Raw genomic sequence first — 18685 nt, 5'->3', positions numbered from 1 at the left:
AATCTACTTTTGTTATGATTTTTGTGATTAAATATTAAAGTGATTAAAACAATTTATAAATTGTGAGTTCACTCATAAAGGAAAGGGGGAATCAAAATGAAATCTAAACTCATGTTCGCAGTATTACTCAGCTTAAGTACAGTCGGTCACAGTGCAGTGATCAAATCTGCTGAAAGTAAAACCCATTTAACTGCGGAAAAGGGGTCTTTAATTGAAAAAGCCCTTACCCAACAAAAACAGGCAGACAAGCAAAAGTTTGAATCAAATAATGATTTAAAAGTGCTGACTTCCATTCATGTCGCTCCAACTCAAAATTTCTTTGCCTTGCAAAATCAGCGTTTTAGCCGTTTTGTACAAGCCTTATTCCCGCAAGATAACTCATAACTCCGCATTAAATTCACTGCCTTTGATCCCCTTTTCAAATGCAGTTGAAACGCCCAAGTACAGAATGTTGAATTTAACATTAAGTACTTGGGCTTTTTCGTTATAATGGTTGCAATTTACATTTTGAATTAATTTTTGCTTATGACTGTTCGTACTCGTATCGCGCCTTCTCCTACTGGTTTCCCGCACGTGGGAACAGCGTATATCGCCTTGTTTAACTTATGTTTTGCCAAACAACACGGTGGTGAATTTATTCTTCGTATTGAAGATACTGACCAACTGCGCTCAACCCCTGAATCTGAAAAAATGATTTTGGATTCATTGCGTTGGTTAGGCTTAAATTGGGCAGAAGGTCCAGATATCGGCGGCCCACATGCACCGTATCGCCAATCTGAACGTATGGATATTTATAAGCAATACGCCTTGCAATTGGTTGAACAAGGGCATGCTTTCTATTGCTTCGCTACTAGCGAAGAACTAGATCAAATGCGTGCAGAACAACAAGCACGTGGTGAAAGCCCGCGCTACGATGGTCGTGGTTTAAACTTGTCTGCAGATGAAGTGCAGCGTCGTTTAGCGGCAGGCGAAGCGCATGTTATTCGTATGAAAGTGCCAACCGAAGGCGTATGTAAATTTAATGACATGCTGCGCGGTGAAGTGGAAATTCCATGGGCGCAAGTCGATATGCAAATTTTGCTGAAAACAGATGGCTTGCCAACTTACCATTTGGCCAACGTGGTCGATGACCATTTGATGCAAATCACTCACGTGATTCGTGGTGAAGAATGGATTCCATCGGCACCGAAACACCAATTGCTTTATCAATATTTTGGTTGGGATATGCCTGTGTTATGCCACATGCCATTGTTGCGTAACCCAGACAAATCAAAATTATCTAAACGTAAAAACCCAACTTCAATCAACTACTACAAAGACATTGGCGTATTACCTGAAGCTTTGCTGAACTATTTAGGTCGCATGGGTTGGTCAATGCCAGATGAAAGTGAAAAATTCACCTTAGCCGAAATGATTGAACACTTTGATATTCAACGTGTTTCACTAGGCGGCCCTATCTTTGATGTGGAAAAACTCAATTGGCTGAATGGTCAATGGATTAAAGCGCTTTCACCTGCTGAGCTGTTAGATACCTTATTGGCTTGGAAAGCAGATCGTGCCAAATTGGAAGAGATTGCTGCCGCGATTCAACCGCGTATTAATTTACTCTCAGAAGCGGTCAATTGGTCTGCACATTACTTCAACCATTTCCCAAGCTTGAGCAAGGAACAGTTTGAAAGTAAAAAACTGTCTGAAGAACAAGTGCGTCAAAGCCTACAATTTGCAATTTGGCGTTTAGAAAGTCTATTTACTTGGAACAACGACACGGTGAGCCAAACCCTAATGGATTTAGCCAACCAAATGGAAATCAAATTGCGTGATTTCATGCCTGCGTTCTTTATTGCAATTGCAGGTTCAACCGCATCTACACCTGTGATGCAAACCATGGTCACCATTGGTCCTGACCTGACCTTTGCGCGTTTGCGTCATGCCTTAGAAGTGGTTGGCGGACCAAGCAAAAAAGAAGTTAAAGTCTGGGAAAAACTGAATGAAAGCATCAAATTGCCGAAAAATGATGCAATTGATCCAGCTTAATTCATTTTTTTGTTGACGTGTGCGCGCAATAGCCCTAATATTGCGCTCACACAGACTGGGGTCATAGCTCAGTTGGTAGAGCGCTACAATGGCATTGTAGAGGTCAGCGGTTCGATCCCGCTTGACTCCACCAAGTTTAAATAAGGCTTTACCTGTGTTGCCTCATCAAGTCCCTATCGTCTAGAGGCCTAGGACATCGCCCTTTCACGGCGGTAACCGGGGTTCGAATCCCCGTAGGGACGCCATATTCAAGATGAATATAAATTCACTTATCTTCATCTTATAAAGAAGCTCAAGCAATGACTTGGGCTTTTTTATTGCCCTGTTTTCTGACAGACTGTTTTTGATTTGCCGTACATTTGGTTAGAATAACGATCAGATTAGAATTTTGGAGTTGTAATGCAATACCGATGCCCTAAATGTCAAAGCCCAAAAATCATGCCTGTTGCGCAGGCAGGTCAAACAACACCGCGTCCTGTGGTGCCAAAAAGCTTGGTGATGCTTATTCCAGCGGTATTTGTCTTATTACTTCTTGTCTTGATCAGTATCGCCATGTGGATTTTTGGTGATGGTGCAGGCACAACCTTACAAAGCATTACTGTGGCGGTATTTGTGCTGTGTGTAATTGCAGGTTTCTTGTTTTATCGTGATTTGCCTGATTTCAAAATTTCTATGCAAGCCTTTATGCAGTCACAAAAAAAATGGAAGTGCCGTGAATGTGCACATGAGTGGGAAGTTTAAACCTCACTGGTCTACATCTAGATTAAGAAAAATGTTGCTAGGTTGATCACAAGACCACATTATCGAGCAAATATAAAAAAACCAGCCTTCTCGGCTGGTTTTTTTAATGAGAACTCAAGTTTTTAGACTTAAGCGCCAATTTTACGGTATTTGCTACGTTTGGTTGCCAGATCATCACCATATTTCTTACGGCGATATTCTTCAAACTCAGTATAGTTACCTGTAAAGAATTCTGGTTGCTCATCTTCGAATGACAAGATGTGCGTTGCAATACGGTCTAGGAACCAACGGTCGTGCGATACCACCATCACTGTACCTGGGAAGACTAAAATTGCATCTTCCAGTGCACGTAAAGTTTCAATATCCAAGTCGTTTGATGGCTCATCCAGCAAGATCACATTTGCGCCCTGCTGTAGAATTTTTGCCAGTTGTAAACGGTTACGCTCACCACCCGACAATTCACCAACGCGTTTTTGCTGATCCTGACCTTTAAAGTTAAAGCGACCAATATAAGCACGCGATGCAATTTCATAATCGCCCACTTTCAAAATGTCTAAACCGCCAGAAACTTCTTCCCAAACAGTTTTGTCATCATCTAGAGTGTCACGAATCTGACCGACATAAGCCACTTTTACCGAGTCACCTAAAGTCACGCTGCCCGTATCAGGTTGCTGCTCGCCAGTCATCATACGGAATAAAGTCGTTTTACCCGCACCGTTTGGACCGACAATCCCCACAATCGCTGCAGGCGGCACAGTAAAGGAAAGGTTTTCGTAAAGTAAGCGATCACCAAATGACTTGCTGATGTTTTCCACTTCCACCACTTTGTTCCCTAAACGTGGGCCAGGTGGAATATAAATTTCAGAAGTTTCGTTACGCTGTTGGAATTCACGCGAGTTAAGCTCTTCAAAACGCTCCATACGCGCTTTGTTTTTCTTTTGCTGGCCTTTCGCATTGGAACGTACCCATTCCAATTCTTTTTTCAAGGCTTTAGCAAAAGATTCTTCTTGCTTCTGTTCTTGCTCTAAACGGTTATTTTTCTGCTCTAACCATGAAGAGTAGTTACCTTGATATGGAATACCATGTCCACGGTCAAGTTCTAAAATCCATTCTGCAACGTTATCCAAGAAGTAACGGTCGTGGGTAATTGCCACAATCGTACCCGGGAAGTCTTTTAAGAAACGCTCTAACCAAGATACAGATTCTGCATCCAAGTGGTTCGTCGGCTCGTCTAGAAGCAGCATGTCTGGTTTAGACAATAACAAACGGCATAAAGCCACACGACGACGCTCACCACCCGATAATTTGTTAACATCAGCATCCCAAGCTGGCAAATTTAATGCTGCCGCTGCTTGTTCAAGCTGATTGTTCAGGTTGTGTGCATCCCAAGTTTGGATAATCGCTTCTAACTTCTCTTGCTCTTTTGCAAGTTTGTCGAAATCTGCATCTGGATCTGCATATTCTGCAAAAACTTGGTCTAAACGCTCTAAAGCATCTAAAGCTTCACGCACACCATCTTCCACGTTGCCGCGTACATCTTTGCTCGGGTCTAGTGGTGGTTCTTGCTCAAGATAACCAATTTTGATGCCTGGCTGTGCACGAGCTTCACCAGAGAAATCTTTATCTACGCCCGCCATAATACGGAGCAAAGTCGATTTACCTGCACCGTTTAAACCAAGCACACCAATTTTCGCACCTGGGAAAAATGATAAGGAGATGTCTTTCAAGATTTCGCGCTTAGGCGGAACCATTTTCGACACTCGGTTCATCGTATAAATATATTGGGCCACGTAGGACTCCTCAATAGAAAACCAAATCTGGGGCTCAGATGAGCAGCCCCTGCTCTAATGAGCGAAAAAATAATCGGGTATTATACCTGAATACGGAGAAAAAATAAGACACCACAAACATCTTGCATGCTTTGTTACAACTCTAGCGATCAGCGGATAAGCACAGGACTTTTTGCCTGCTATATCAAATTTACAGCTAAATATTGCAGCATTTTTACACTTTCTTTCATATTTAAAAGTGCTAGACTCAAACCAATTTAACTCACGAAGATGAAGTAAACATGACCTATAAAGACGAAACTTTGGCCATTCATGCAGGCTATAGCCCAGAACCAACCACCAAAGCCGTGGCTGTGCCTATTTACCAAACCACTTCTTATGCCTTTGATAATACGCAACATGGTGCCGATTTATTTGATTTAAAAGTACAAGGCAATATTTACACCCGTATTATGAACCCAACCACTGCAGTATTGGAGCAACGTGTTGCAGCACTTGAAGGCGGGATTGGCGCATTGGCTTTAGCATCGGGTATGGCTGCAATTACCTACGCAATTCAGACCATTACCGAAGCAGGCGATAACATTGCTTCAGTATCAACTTTATACGGCGGTACTTACAACTTATTTGCCCACACCTTGCCTAAACAAGGCATTGAAGTACGTTTCTTCGATTATCAACAGCCTGAAAGCTTACGCGACCTGATTGATGACAAAACCAAACTGGTCTTTGTAGAATCCATTGGTAACCCATTGGGCAATATTATTGACCTTGAAGCGATTGCGAAAATTGCGCACGAATACGGCATTCCAGTGGTGGTGGATAACACTGTAGCCACGCCTGTCTTGCAAAAATCATTTGATTTTGGCGCAGACATCATCATTCACTCACTGACCAAATATATTGGTGGTCACGGTACGTCTATTGGCGGCATTATTGTCGATAGCGGTAAATTCCCTTGGGGCAAATATCCTGAGCGTTTTAAAGCCTTAAATACACCTGACCCAAGTTACCATGGTGTGAACTATGTAGAAGCCTTAGGCGCTGCAGCATTTATTGCACGTGCACGTGTAGTACCACTACGCAATACAGGTGCAGCGATTAGCCCGCATAACGTATTCCTAATTTTACAAGGTTTAGAAACCTTAAGCCTGCGTATGGAACGCCATACTGAAAACGCGCAAAAAGTAGCGGAATATTTACAGGCACATCCAAAAGTGAAATGGGTCAATTACGCAGGTTTGAAAGATCACCCGCAACATGCGTTGGCACAAAAATATGTGAAAGGCAAACCTTCTGCAATTCTGTCTTTTGGTGTGCAAGATGGCCGTGAAGGCGGAACCCGCTTTATTGATGCACTGCAATTATTCACACGCTTGGTCAATATTGGCGATGCCAAGAGTCTGGCTTGCCACCCTGCAACCACCACTCACCGTCAGTTGAGTGCAGATGAACTCAAAGCGGCTGGTGTGAGTGAAGATATGGTGCGTTTATCCATCGGGATTGAACATGCCGATGACTTAATTGCCGATTTAGAGCAAGCTTTAGCAGCTGTATAAAAACTCATCAGTTCAAACTTTGTACTGGCATCCTGCTGATTAATTTCAACAGGATGCTTTTTTATTTTAATTTTTCTTTGTATGTCTTTGCATTAGCTTTATTTCATGGTAAAAATAAAGATATACAGCTCACAAAAATAGAGCAATTACTCTAAATTCATTTTTAAATTCAACCACTTATTCCATAGCTTTTTTTGTGCAATCGGCTATCATAAAGCCAAGTAAAACAGTTCAAATTCAGTCTGAAATTTGAATCGTCAATCTCAATAAAAATGACAACTCAGGAATCTAAATCAGGAATATTAGCGTGAAGCCAAAATTAGAGAAACTTTTTCAACAGCGTGTAAATGGTAAAGTTGCCCTTATTACAGGTGCATCGAGTGGTATTGGTTTAACCGTGGCACATAAGCTAGCCGATGCAGGTGCGCATGTGCTTTTGGTGGCACGTACTCAGGAAACGCTCGAACAAGTCAAAGCTGAAATTGAAGCACGTGGTGGCAAGGCTTCAGTTTTCCCTTGTGATCTAAACGATATGGACTCTATTGATGCTGTATCGCAACAAATTCTTGCCTCTGTCGATCATATTGATATTTTAATTAACAACGCAGGCCGCTCAATCCGTCGTGCAGTACATGAGTCGGTTGATCGTTTCCACGACTTTGAACGTACCATGCAGCTCAACTATTTTGGTGCTGTGCGTTTGGTACTCAATATTTTGCCGCAGATGATGCACCGTAAAGATGGTCACATCATCAACATCAGCTCGATTGGTGTATTAGCCAACGCAACGCGTTTCTCGGCTTATGTGGCATCTAAAGCCGCATTGGATGCGTTTAGTCGCTGTCTATCTGCAGAAGCGCATACACACAAAATTGCGATTACTTCGGTGTATATGCCATTGGTTCGTACCCCAATGATCGCACCAACCAAAATTTATAAGTACGTGCCCACCCTTTCACCTGAGCAAGCGGCAGATTTAATTGCTTATGCGATTGTGAAACGTCCGAAGAAAATTGCGACACATTTGGGTCGTTTGGCTTCAATCACTTATGCGATTGCACCAGACATTAACAACAAACTCATGTCGATTGGTTATAACTTATTCCCAAGCTCTACCGCTTCTGTGGGCGAGCAGCAAAAACTGAACTGGGTACAAAAAGCGTATGCGCGCTTGTTCCCAGGTGAACACTGGTAATTTATACACAATTCAAGTTTTGCTTTAGGCGACCTACGGGTCGCCTATTTGTTTTTACAGCTTAGGTTGAACAGCGCACAACAATACAACATCACTTCAACAATTTTTAAATTGTGCAGCCGCAACTTTTCATGTGATTTTAATATTGGTTTAAGAAATAGCATTCAAAATGACATTACAATAATGAAAGGTACAACACATGAAAACTCTGTATCTGTTTAAGCTATTTTGTTTTTCTGCTGCGGGCTTAAGTTTTTATCACTTATATACTGAGCTTACGCGCAATCATGTAGACACATTTCAAGTGATGACACTGACAGGCCTGGTGGTCTTGTTAGTCGAATTGGGCTATCGCAGCCAACTTGCCGTGTCCATGTCGCATTCATCTGGTGCGATGTCCGAAGTTTCTGCCTCTTCTAATTACAGTTATTTCATGTCTAAATTGGCAGCAAGCAGTATTGCTACCTGTTTTATTGTGCAAAGCTGGATGGCTTAAAACATTCCTCCAACAATCTAAACCACCACGTGTAATCCGACAAAACATTCAATTGATGGATTGTTTTATGCTATAACACAGCTGTTTTAAGTATTTTGAATGGATTATGCGAGCACTGGCCCTCATTTTACAGTATGGCTGTTTTGCCTTTGCCTTGTTTCTGAGTTATCAGGTTGCAACGGCGCTTTATCAGCAAGAATATGAACTTTTAGAGGTTGTTGCCGATGTCGGCACGATTTTAATTTGTATTGATTTGGGCGTATTTTTATTTAGCAGTAAAGCCTCACAAGGTTTAAATCTTCAGGAATATGCTCGCCAACTTGAAGCACCACCGTCAAAACTAGTCGCAGTGACTCGTAAACTTGGACATTTGGGAATTATGCTGATTTTGGTGAGTTGGATTGTACCGTTGATTTAAAATCCATCAAAAAATCTGTATATAAAAATGTTCCTGCAAAACAAAAAGCTCCCGAATTTCGGGAGCTTTTTGTTAGAGCAATTCAAAATTACTTCGAACCTTTAATCCCTGCTTGTAACAACAATGCACCTAAACCACCAATTTTATTTTCTTGTGGTTTAGCGGCTTGTGGTTTTTTCGCTTGTGGACGCTCAGTCTGAGGACGTGACTGCTGTGGACGTTTCGCTTGTGGCTTACGCTCTGTACGCTGTTCTTGATCACGACGTGGTGCACGCGCTGCTTTTGCAGGTGCAGCCGAACCTTCAGGACGCATCGATAAATTCACACGGTTACGCTCTACATCAACCTGCAACACACGCACTTGAACAATTTGACCTGGTTTCACCACTTTATGCGGATCAGCCACAAATTCATTGGCCAACTCAGAAATATGCACCAAACCATCCTGATGTACGCCCACATCCACGAAAGCACCAAAGTTGGTCACGTTGGTTACAACACCTTCAAGCTGCATGCCTTCAGTCAACTGCGCCACTTCAGTAATATCTTCACGGAATTTAGCCGTACGGAATTCAGGACGTGGGTCACGACCTGGTTTTTCCAATTCAGACAAAACATCCTGAATAGTTGGTAAGCCGACTTGCTCATCCACAAATTCTTCAGCATTCACCGAACGGATAATTTCAGTATTACCAATAATATCTTTAACCGTGGTCGCTTTGGCAGCCACAATTTTTTCTACTAAACCATAAGATTCAGGGTGCACTGCAGAAGCATCCAAAGGCTCAGAACCTGCCTGAATACGTAAGAAACCTGCTGCTTGTTCAAAAGTACGTTCGCCTAAACGCGGTACGTTTTTCAAAGCTTGGCGATTGTCAAAACGGCCATGTTCTTTACGGTATTCAACAATTTGCTGTGCAATGGCTTTATTCAAACCTGCGATATAACCCAATATTGCTGAAGATGCCGTGTTGACATCGACACCGACCGAGTTCACACAGTCTTCTACCACAGCTTCTAAGGTTTTTGCTAAACCTGCCTGATTCACGTCATGTTGATACTGACCCACACCGATTGATTTTGGATCAATTTTTACCAACTCTGCCAATGGGTCTTGCAAACGACGTGCAATCGACACTGCACCACGAATCGACACATCTAGTTCTGGCAACTCTTGCGATGCCAATTCAGAAGCTGAATACACAGATGCACCCGCTTCAGATACAGACACACGTGTTAATTTCAAGTCACTGTGCGCCGCCATCATTTCTGCCACAACCGCTTCAGTTTCACGGCTTGCAGTCCCGTTACCAATCGCGATTAAATCAACATTGTGCTCACGGCATAAACGTGCAAGTTCTTCAATCGCGCCTGCTTTGTCTTCTTTAGGTGCAAATGGATAAACCGTGCTATGTGCAACCACATCGCCAGATTGGTTCACCACAGCCAGTTTGACACCTGTACGGATGCCAGGGTCTACGCCCAGCGTACAACGCGCACCTGCAGGTGCAGAGAGCAATAAATGACGCAAGTTTTCTGCAAAGACATCCATCGCTTCAGCTTCGGCAGCCAAACGCTTTTCAGTCAATAATGAATGTTCGATTTGTGGACGCACTTTGCCCAACCAAAACAATTTTGCCGTTTGCTTTAAAAAGTCCTGACGTGCTTGCGGCTGAATTTGATCTAAATTGTATTCAGTTTCAATACGTGCCAAAGGTGCACTGTCTTCACCATCAACTTTTAAACCCAAGACGTTTTCTTGGCGACCACGCAACATCGCCAATAGGCGATGTGAAGGCACTTTGTTGAGGTTTTCTGAAAAATCGAAGTAATCACGGAATTTTTTGCCCACTTCTTTTTTCTCTTCAGAAGCAACCAAGCTTTTTAATACCGCTGTTTTGGCAAAAATTTCTTTTAATTCTGTGGTTAAGGCAATATTTTGTGCCCATTCATCAATCAGAATGTGTTGTACCGCATCTAGCTGACTGTCTGCATCAGGATAGTCTGCATGACTAAAGCCTGCTAAAGCTTCGCTTGGCTCAACCTGTTCTGCAAAAATTTGCGCTGCAATTGGGCCTAAACCTGCTTCTTTAGCTTTAAACGATTTACTGGTGCGTTTTGGACGGTAAGGCGCGTAAATTTCTTCTAAAGCATTTTTGGTTTCAGCAGCGTTAACCCGTGCCAATAAATCATCAGATAATTTATCTTGTTCTTTGAGTGATTCTATTACTTTTTCGCGACGCTCATATAAATCACGTAAATACGATAAACGTGTATCGAGCTGACGTAGCTGCGTGTCATCTAAACCTTGCGTCACTTCTTTACGGTAACGTGCAATAAATGGAACGCTAGCACCTTCATCAATAAGTTTGATGGCAGCTTCTACTTGATTTGGTCGTACGGCAAGTTCTTTTGCTAACTGCTGAACTAAGTCAGTCATCGTGTGTGATCCTACAAGGATAAGTACTAAAAGCCATGATTATAAAGACCAAGACTATAAAATCCACAATTGTTTTATGAATTTTATAAATGGTGGTTTTTTGGCGATTTTTGCCAATTCGGCTAAATTTTATAAATCTAAATAAAATTCAGGCTTATGTTAGACTCAAACGGACAAATATGTCAGTTTTTCGCATGGGAATGCTGTATATATTTGGTATCTATGTCTTGATTTTATCTGCAATATTTGTTGCTTTAGAGCATAGGCAATAGATACCAATGAATCGTATACTCAAAGCCAACTCAACTTTTTGTTTACGATGACAATAAAGAATAAAGGAGCACATCATGAGTTTAGTTGTACCTGCTGAAAAAACAGATGCCGTACACAGCGAAACTGACCGCGTTGAACGCATTCTCGTTGTCGATGATGATGTGCGTTTACGTACCCTGTTACAGCGTTTCTTGGAAGATAAGGGCTTTGTGGTCAAAACTGCCCACGATGCGACACAAATGGATCGTTTGTTACAGCGTGAACTGTTCTCTTTAATCGTGCTTGATTTTATGCTGCCTGTTGAAGATGGTTTAAGTATTTGCCGTCGTTTACGTCAATCTAACATCGACACGCCAATTATTATGCTGACGGCTCGCGGCAGTGACTCTGACCGTATTGCAGGACTTGAAGCAGGTGCAGATGATTATTTACCAAAACCGTTTAATCCAAATGAGCTGTTAGCGCGTATTCGTGCTGTATTGCGTCGTCAAGTGCGCGAGGTACCAGGTGCACCAAGTCAGCAAATGGAAGTGGTTGGTTTTGGCCCATGGTCACTAGATTTATCGACCCGTACTTTGACACGTGAAGGTCAGGTCGTGACCCTAACTACAGGTGAATTTGCAGTACTCAAAGCGTTGGTACAACATCCTCGTGAGCCTTTAACCCGTGACAAGTTAATGAATTTGGCGCGTGGTCGTGAATGGGGTGCGATGGAGCGTTCGATTGATGTTCAGGTTTCACGTTTACGTCGTTTAATTGAAGAAAACCCTGCCCGTGCACGTTATATTCAAACGGTTTGGGGTGTCGGTTATGTATTTGTTCCAGATGGTGCGGAATAAGTTGAAAATGATGTGAGGCTTCAGCCTCACATCTTCATGCAATGATCAACATTTATGCACACCGATCATTGTGCTAGATTTAAAGAACAGACATTCCAATAACAAGTATATTCATCATAAAATTTCACTTACTAAATTCGCTTTACAACCTCTGCCACAGGACAAGATGTGAAACTCGAACCCATCGACCCACAAGAATTTACCGACTATGTGGCGTATTCTGAAAAGAAACGTACCCGCTGGGAGCGTTTTCTGGACAAAATCAAACCACGCTCTGCAGCCATGCGCACCACGGTACTGGTGGTTTTTGTGGTGTTGTTTAGCCTGTTTATGTCGTTGTGGTTCTTTTGGCGCACCTTGTATTTACCTGAAATTCAACAACACGCCCGCTATTTAGCGGTTGAACTGGAAATTTTAAACAATCCAGATTTGCGCATTTTTCACAATGAAGCCGAAGTCGATGTCGATGCGTGGCTTAAAAATCGGGTCGGCATTGAATATGTAACCGATCCACGTGAGTTTCCTAATGTACGGGAAAAAGTCATTGCAGAGTTTTTTACCCAACAAATAGAAAAGAAACTGGCAACTGAATTAAAAATGCAGGATGTCACGGTCTATTTCCAGTTCAAACCAAGCCCGCGTATTTGGATTCAAACCCCAGAAATGAATGGCAACTGGGTACGTGAACCCCTTAAAACCTATGCCAACTACAGCCCTGAATTGGTCTTTGGCTGGCTTTTGGGTATTCCACTGTTAGCTGCAGCAATTATTTTAACTCTAGTACGTCAGCTGAATCGTCCTTTGCGTCGTCTGCAAAATGCCGCCAATAGCTACAGTAAAACAGGCAAAGCACCTTATTTAGAAACCAATCACGGTCCGCAGGAAATTCGTGAGGTCAACCAAGCCTTTAATCACATGATTTATACCTTGGAACAGACTGAACGTGACCGTCGTATCATGTTGGCAGGTATTTCACACGACCTGCGCACGCCACTGACACGGATTCGTTTAAGTGCCGAAATGATGCCCGATGATGATTTTTTAAAAGAAGGCTTAATTTACGATGTAGAAGATATGGATGCGATTTTAAATCAATTCATTTCTTATATGCGTGATGGTTCCGATGAAGAATTACAAGAAACCGATTTAAATGTTTTGCTGCAGGAATTGATTATTCAATTTAAACCGTTGGATATTCGCTTTAACGCACAAGAATTACCTTTAATTCAGGCGCGCAGTTTGTCGCTGAAACGTCTGATTGGCAACCTGATTAATAACTCGAAACGCTATGGTGCAGAGCCAATTGAGTTGTCTGCAGAAGTGCTGGATGAACACATTCGGATTAGCGTGGCAGACAACGGTACAGGCATTCCAGAAGACCAAATTGCGGATTTAATGCAGCCTTTTGTACGCGGCAATGAAGCACGTACTGTACAAGGCAGTGGCTTAGGTTTGGCAATTGTAAAACGTATTGTCGATATTCATCAGGGCGAGCTCACCATTCAAAACCGTGAACACGGTGGTCTTGAAGCCATCATTACCCTGCCGTTACAACCTGAAATCGTTGAAGAAAAAAATAATGTTGGCACGCTGGAAAAAATCAAACAAAGTTTGAGTGAACACTTCTAAACGGCTGACGCTTTTGATCTCTATCTGGCTTGCTATATACCAATTTCAGACCAACAGCAAATCGGATGGACGATCAAAGTAAAAAATTCAGATGGTGCATATCAAAATTGTATAAAAATATATCAAACAAATTGTAATATTTACCTTTTGATATATAAATAAACGATTAAATTCAATTATTTATGTATTATTTTATATTTTTATACCACCATTTAGGCAAAAAATTAGACCTTAGCCTAACACCTATGCAAAATACCTTTTTTGATCGGTACAATCGGTATCAGTCTAGTATTTTACGAGAGTTCGCCATGTCTTTAGATCGCATCCGTTTAGCCTCCCTCCACGACAAAGTAATCAGCGCAGAACAAGCTGCTGAATTCGTTCAAGATGGTATGACCGTAGGTATGAGTGGCTTTACTCGTGCGGGTGAAGCAAAAGCTGTTCCACTTGCATTGGTGGCACGCGCTAAAACCAATCCTTTAAAAATTGACTTAATTACTGGGGCAAGTCTTGGTAATGATTTAGACAAGCAATTGACTGAAGCAGGTGTTTTGGCTCGTCGTATGCCGTTCCAAGTAGACAACACTTTGCGTAAAGCAATTAACCAAGGTCAAGTTATGTTCATTGACCAACACTTGTCTGAAACTGTTGAGCAAATGCGTAACAACACGCTAAAACGCCCAGACATCGCGATTGTTGAAGCAGTTGCAATTACTGAAGACAGCTTAATTATTCCAACAACTTCTGTAGGTAACTCTGCAAGCTTTGTTGAATATGCAGATAAAGTCATTATCGAAATCAACACCACTGTAAGCACAGAATTTGAAGGCCTACACGACATTTATATTCCTGAAGCACGTCCAACACGTGGTCCAGTGCCATTAACTCACGTTGAACAACGTATTGGAACCAAAGGTATTCAGTTAGACCCTGCAAAAGTTGTGGGTATTGTATTTAACGATACCTTGCTTGACTCTCCATCTAACGTGACCGATCCAGATGACGAAACTCAAGCAATTGCAGATCACTTGATCGCATTCTTTGAAAACGAAGTAGCACAAGGTCGTTTACCGAAAAACTTGGCACCTTTACAAGCAGGTATCGGTTCAATTGCAAATGCAGTATTAACAGGCTTCAAACACTCTAACTTTGAAGACTTGGTGATGTACTCAGAAGTACTCCAAGACTGTACGTTTGAATTGATTGATGCAGGCAAAATGAAGTTCGCTTCTGGCTGTTCAATGACTTTGTCTGAAAAATGTGGCGATCGCGTATTTGGTAATCTTGCACACTACAAAGACAAATTCATTTTACGTCCACAAGAAATTTCTAACTTCCCTGAGTTAGTACGTCGTTTAGGCATCATTGGCATTAACACTGCACTTGAGTTTGATATTTACGGTAACGTGAACTCAACCCACGTATGCGGTACCAAAATGATGAACGGTATTGGTGGTTCAGGTGACTTCGCGCGTAACGCACACTTGGCGATTTTCGTGACTAAATCAATTGCGAAAGGCGGTGACATTTCATCTATCGTTCCAATGGCTGCGCACGTAGACCACAACGAACACGACGTTGACATCTTAGTCACTGAGCAAGGTTTAGCAGATTTACGCGGTCTTGCACCACGTGAACGCGCTCGTGCGATTATCGACAACTGTGTACACCCAATGTACCGCAATGCATTGAATGATTACTTTGAGCGTGCATGTGCAAAAGGTGGTCACACTCCTCACCTACTTCGTGAAGCATTATCTTGGCATGCAAACTTCGAAGAACACGGTCACATGTTGACTCCTGCACAACAAGAATCTGCGCAACCAGCATAATTCGCGTGCAATAAAAAACGCCCTGATTTTTAAGGGCGTTTTTTTATGTCTTAAGTTTTTATGTCTTAGATTGTCACAAGGTCATTTGCGACAACGCACTCCATTTTACTCAAATGCCAAAGCTTTAAATTCATCTATAAAATGCTGCCCTAACTGGCGTAAACCATCCACACTGAGTGTGGTTTCAATCACACCCAAAGACACCACATCACGTTGAATTTGCAGCACAGTTTGACCTTGCGGGTTGATATAAAAACGAGAACCCAAAGTTGCAAATTTGCTTGCTAAGTCTAGGTTTTGTTCAGCTCGAACTTGATTCACCACATCTTGCGCGGTAAAACGGTATTGATCATGCAGCAAATTTAAGCTGTTGGATTGCCCATATTCTGCACTTAATGCACAATCATCCAAGACCTGTAAAGGCTGATCAAGATTGGCAAAAGCAGTCGCAGGGAGACTCAGCGCAAGACTGAATAAAATAGGGAGAGAAAATTTTAACATTGGACACCTCGCACATAGGTAAATTACACCTGTGGAGAAACATCCTTTTTTCACCAACTTATATTTTAAGTTCAAAAATCACTCAATACATTGACTTTTTATACCAAGCGACCTAAACGCAGCAAAACTGGAAACTGAATTTCCAAGCCCTGAGCAGGTTGCTGCTGCAACAATTGTTGTAATTCAAGCAAGGGCGTATCAGTATGTTGCTTTAAATAATGCTGCAGTCCCGACCAAGTGTTTAAATAATTCAGCAATTGTGCTGCCGACCAACGATATTTCAGGCAAAGTTCGGGTGTCACGATTTCTTGAAATGGGAAAGGAATCGTGCGATATAAGTCATCAATATAACGACGTTCAGCATCCCAACAACCTTTTAAGGTCTGAAAATACAAGCGTTGAATTGCGGTATTCACCTCAGGATCTACAGCTTGAATCAGACCGTAGCCCACCGCAGCAAATATTCCACTCGGTTTTAGCACCCGATGCACTTCGGCATAAAAGGCATCAAAATTGAACCAGTGAATCGCTTGTGCAACGGTAATTAAATCCACACTCGCATCTGCCAATCCGCTGTCTTGCGCCAAGCAGATACGATAACTCACATTTGCCCACTGCGGTGCCAAATCCAACTGTGCTTGACTTAAATCTGTGGCTAAAATCTGCTGAAAATGTGGTACCAATAACTGGGTAAACTGCCCCGAACCGGCACCACAATCCCAGGCAAAAGTTCGTTCAGGTACATGCTTTAAAATTTCCTGGACAATTTCTGCAGAATAAGCCGGACGGGCCTGTTTATAGCGCAAGCTGTCATCAGAAAACAGATCTTTCATTTAACGATGCTCATAATATTTATAAATTTAATCAATGACCTGATCAATTCTAAAACTGGTCTGGGCAATGAGCACCCGCTGATCATTCAATTGATAATATTTAACATCGTATGGAGCCAATTTCCAGCTCTGGGCAGGATTAAAACTGACCCGGTGGTTCCCGACTGGCTGAGCATATAACGGAGTAATGATCTCTGAAGAACATGACTAGCTCACAGGCTGAAAACAGCCCCAATTTTCAACTGCGCAGGCATTTGCCACTTTCTCGCGGCGGCAAATATAGGCTTCGCTGGCAAAGCTAAGGATTTTTTCAAAAGAAAAATGATTACTTTTTCGGTGTCGGTAGCTCAGGTACAGAAAAATTATTTATAGAAGGTTCAATCGTACCAATGCTGACATTTTTCAGGTCGAGCTGTATATGCATATCACGATCGATGGGCTGCATACTGTTGCTATTGCTACGATCAATATGCTGCATACTGTTGCTACGGTTTATACCAAAGGGTTGCAACATAATATACAAGCCTTGTGTAGGATCACTCGACTGTAAACCCTGAGCAATACTCAATACATACTGTTGTAGAAAGGGCGATAACGAATTTAGGTCGGGTTGTGCTTGTAAGGGCTGAATTTCCAGATTGGCAACCACATAGCTGTCGATCATAAAGTTTTGTGCTTCACGTGAATTACGAATAACTTGATGCTGTAAAGCACGGAGATTTTTTTCATCATTCTGATACGGCACAATCCCGGTTTCTGTACGTAACTCTGGCTCGGCCAGTACGTGCAGGGTGGGTAAGGTCACCGCGTCATCCGCGTGGACCATCATGCTCCATGGACAGCCCAATATCAGCAGCAAAGGATATATTTTTATAAATTTCATAAACTTGTCTCGCAACGTAATTTCAGGACAATGCAGTTTTACACCATGCAAGAAAAAAATTTTTCACTGCAACCGTATACGTTTTATAGCCTACCTGAAAATCAATTTTGGCTCACCTTGACTCGGATAAACGGTCTTTTTCACTTTCTTAAATCTATTATGGGTATGCAATTTTTCTTGGAATTTTAATGCGCTTTGCATGTAATTATAATTCTCTATGACCAACCTAGAGGCGAAAAAAAAACCTCAAACAGTGTTTGAGGCTTTTTGAATATGGTGGCGAGACCCAGGATCGAACTGGGGACACACGGATTTTCAATCCGTTGCTCTACCGACTGAGCTATCACGCCAATGCCGTGTATTAAGCCGTATCTCGGCTGAATAGTCAATAAAAATCATCACTTTTTTATTTGATCGCATAAATTTTATGCAAAAAAAATCCCTGATGGGATCAGGGATTGAAAACGTTTAACCGTTTTGAATATGGTGGCGAGACCCAGGATCGAACTGGGGACACACGGATTTTCAATCCGTTGCTCTACCGACTGAGCTATCACGCCAATGACGCGTATTAAACAGTTTCAGCTGTAAATCGTCAATAGTCTTTTTCGCTTTTCAGTGCAAATGTTTACTTTTACACCAACCTCATTCTATTTCTGCTGAAATATCACCCAAAAATTTAAAAATGAGTTCTTTTCCAATTAAATTTTGACAAACTTCCGATACGCGAATGTGGGGCACGGATGCCCCACGTTACCCATCACGACAAGGATGTCGTGTATGGGTAACAAAAGACTTTTGCCTACTTTGGGTCTTGCCAAAGTAGGAAGATGCCTACGCAAAGCTATTTAAACCTTAGCTAAAAATTGTGGCTGTGCAAGCACAAAAAACAATATAGGATTTAGTTGACATCCTCCCCGACCTAAAGGACGGAGATTCCTACTGCTAGACGCTCATGTCCGAGCGCAAGAATATTCAGTGCGGAATTTACATCCCGATCATGGAGCGTACCACACTCCACACACTGCCATTCTCTTATTCCAAGTCCTGCTCTACCTTCCGGACTACTGGAGCGTGAGCCACAGCACGAACAAGTTTGGGTGGTATAGGCTTCATTGACTTCTTCATAACATACCCCTGCGTTCTCGCATTTATACTTGAGCATGGTTCTTAGTGTTGTCCAACTGGCATCTAGCACTGATTTAGCCAATCTGGTTTGTGC

15 protein-coding genes, 4 tRNA genes and 1 pseudogene are annotated in these 18685 nt (G+C 42.2%); 12 read left to right on the top strand and 8 right to left on the bottom strand.

What is annotated here, in order from left to right; genetic code table 11:
* Positions 1 to 96: 96 nt before the first annotated feature.
* The 5 genes from FTV28_RS06400 to FTV28_RS06380 all read left to right on the top strand — a co-directional run bounded on the left by FTV28_RS06400 (position 97) and on the right by FTV28_RS06380 (position 2775).
* Positions 97 to 384, top strand: coding sequence for a hypothetical protein (locus tag FTV28_RS06400; RefSeq protein ID WP_154320244.1), 288 nt, complete (start codon positions 97 to 99; stop codon positions 382 to 384).
* 141 nt (positions 385 to 525) lie between these two features.
* Positions 526 to 2034: a glutamate--tRNA ligase gene (gene gltX / locus FTV28_RS06395; protein ID WP_096901292.1), complete on the top strand. Its 1509-nt coding sequence runs from the start codon at positions 526 to 528 to the stop codon at positions 2032 to 2034.
* A 57-nt stretch (positions 2035 to 2091) separates the two neighbouring features.
* Positions 2092 to 2167, top strand: a tRNA-Ala gene (locus FTV28_RS06390).
* A gap of 36 nt (positions 2168 to 2203) precedes the next feature.
* A tRNA-Glu gene (locus FTV28_RS06385) sits at positions 2204 to 2279 on the top strand.
* 154 nt (positions 2280 to 2433) lie between these two features.
* A complete protein-coding gene (locus tag FTV28_RS06380) occupies positions 2434 to 2775 on the top strand; it encodes a hypothetical protein (protein ID WP_004974430.1) in 342 nt (113 codons plus the stop codon).
* A gap of 128 nt (positions 2776 to 2903) precedes the next feature.
* On the opposite strand, the gene ettA is transcribed toward FTV28_RS06380, so the two are convergent.
* A complete protein-coding gene (gene ettA, locus FTV28_RS06375; RefSeq protein WP_004974427.1) occupies positions 2904 to 4565 on the bottom strand; it encodes an energy-dependent translational throttle protein EttA in 1662 nt (553 codons plus the stop codon).
* A 281-nt stretch (positions 4566 to 4846) separates the two neighbouring features.
* Between ettA and FTV28_RS06370 the strand changes: the two genes are divergently transcribed.
* The 4 genes from FTV28_RS06370 (at position 4847) to FTV28_RS06355 (ending at position 8233) form a co-directional block, all read left to right on the top strand.
* The gene (locus FTV28_RS06370) at positions 4847 to 6124 is read left to right on the top strand and encodes an O-acetylhomoserine aminocarboxypropyltransferase/cysteine synthase family protein (RefSeq protein WP_004974425.1); all 1278 of its coding nucleotides are present in this window, start codon (positions 4847 to 4849) and stop codon (positions 6122 to 6124) included.
* A gap of 307 nt (positions 6125 to 6431) precedes the next feature.
* Positions 6432 to 7319: an SDR family NAD(P)-dependent oxidoreductase gene (locus FTV28_RS06365; protein ID WP_004974423.1), complete on the top strand. Its 888-nt coding sequence runs from the start codon at positions 6432 to 6434 to the stop codon at positions 7317 to 7319.
* A gap of 199 nt (positions 7320 to 7518) precedes the next feature.
* Positions 7519 to 7815 (top strand): hypothetical protein, encoded by a 297-nt coding sequence (locus tag FTV28_RS06360; RefSeq protein ID WP_179989760.1) that lies wholly within the window; start codon positions 7519 to 7521, stop codon positions 7813 to 7815.
* A gap of 106 nt (positions 7816 to 7921) precedes the next feature.
* The gene (locus tag FTV28_RS06355) at positions 7922 to 8233 is read left to right on the top strand and encodes a hypothetical protein (protein ID WP_019838218.1); all 312 of its coding nucleotides are present in this window, start codon (positions 7922 to 7924) and stop codon (positions 8231 to 8233) included.
* 88 nt (positions 8234 to 8321) lie between these two features.
* Here FTV28_RS06355 and FTV28_RS06350 read toward each other — a convergent pair whose 3' ends face one another.
* On the bottom strand, positions 8322 to 10673 hold the full coding sequence (locus tag FTV28_RS06350; protein WP_096901295.1) for a Tex family protein: 2352 nt from the start codon (positions 10671 to 10673) through the stop codon (positions 8322 to 8324).
* A 347-nt stretch (positions 10674 to 11020) separates the two neighbouring features.
* On the opposite strand from FTV28_RS06350, the gene ompR reads away from it, so the two are divergent.
* The 3 genes from ompR to FTV28_RS06335 all read left to right on the top strand — a co-directional run bounded on the left by ompR (position 11021) and on the right by FTV28_RS06335 (position 15246).
* Positions 11021 to 11785, top strand: coding sequence for a two-component system response regulator OmpR (ompR, locus tag FTV28_RS06345; protein WP_104852661.1), 765 nt, complete (start codon positions 11021 to 11023; stop codon positions 11783 to 11785).
* A 168-nt stretch (positions 11786 to 11953) separates the two neighbouring features.
* Positions 11954 to 13414: an ATP-binding protein gene (locus FTV28_RS06340; protein WP_004974413.1), complete on the top strand. Its 1461-nt coding sequence runs from the start codon at positions 11954 to 11956 to the stop codon at positions 13412 to 13414.
* Between the two features lie 308 nt (positions 13415 to 13722).
* Positions 13723 to 15246 carry an acetyl-CoA hydrolase/transferase family protein gene (locus FTV28_RS06335; protein WP_004974412.1) on the top strand — a complete coding sequence of 508 codons (1524 nt, stop codon included), beginning with the start codon at positions 13723 to 13725 and terminating at the stop codon, positions 15244 to 15246.
* A 105-nt stretch (positions 15247 to 15351) separates the two neighbouring features.
* Here FTV28_RS06335 and FTV28_RS06330 read toward each other — a convergent pair whose 3' ends face one another.
* The 6 genes and pseudogenes from FTV28_RS06330 to FTV28_RS06305 form a co-directional block, all read right to left on the bottom strand.
* The gene (locus FTV28_RS06330) at positions 15352 to 15747 is read right to left on the bottom strand and encodes a hypothetical protein (RefSeq protein WP_004974410.1); all 396 of its coding nucleotides are present in this window, start codon (positions 15745 to 15747) and stop codon (positions 15352 to 15354) included.
* An 82-nt stretch (positions 15748 to 15829) separates the two neighbouring features.
* Positions 15830 to 16580: pseudogene (locus tag FTV28_RS06325) on the bottom strand (class I SAM-dependent methyltransferase).
* A gap of 325 nt (positions 16581 to 16905) precedes the next feature.
* Entirely contained in the window at positions 16906 to 17406 is a 501-nt protein-coding gene (locus tag FTV28_RS06320) for a hypothetical protein (protein ID WP_256732317.1), read from the bottom strand.
* Between the two features lie 331 nt (positions 17407 to 17737).
* Positions 17738 to 17813 (bottom strand) — tRNA-Phe (locus FTV28_RS06315).
* A gap of 134 nt (positions 17814 to 17947) precedes the next feature.
* A tRNA-Phe gene (locus FTV28_RS06310) sits at positions 17948 to 18023 on the bottom strand.
* Positions 18024 to 18385: 362 nt separating this feature from the next.
* Positions 18386 to 18685 (bottom strand): RNA-guided endonuclease TnpB family protein (locus tag FTV28_RS06305; RefSeq protein ID WP_179989758.1); only part of this gene is annotated, 300 nt, incomplete at its 5' end.

The sequence above is a fragment of the Acinetobacter sp. YH12252 genome, from assembly GCF_013417365.1.
In the GTDB taxonomy this organism is placed as follows: Bacteria; Pseudomonadota; Gammaproteobacteria; order Pseudomonadales; family Moraxellaceae; genus Acinetobacter; species Acinetobacter towneri.
Note: the sequence above shows the minus strand (reverse complement) of the source record. Positions and strands in the feature narration are given on the sequence as shown.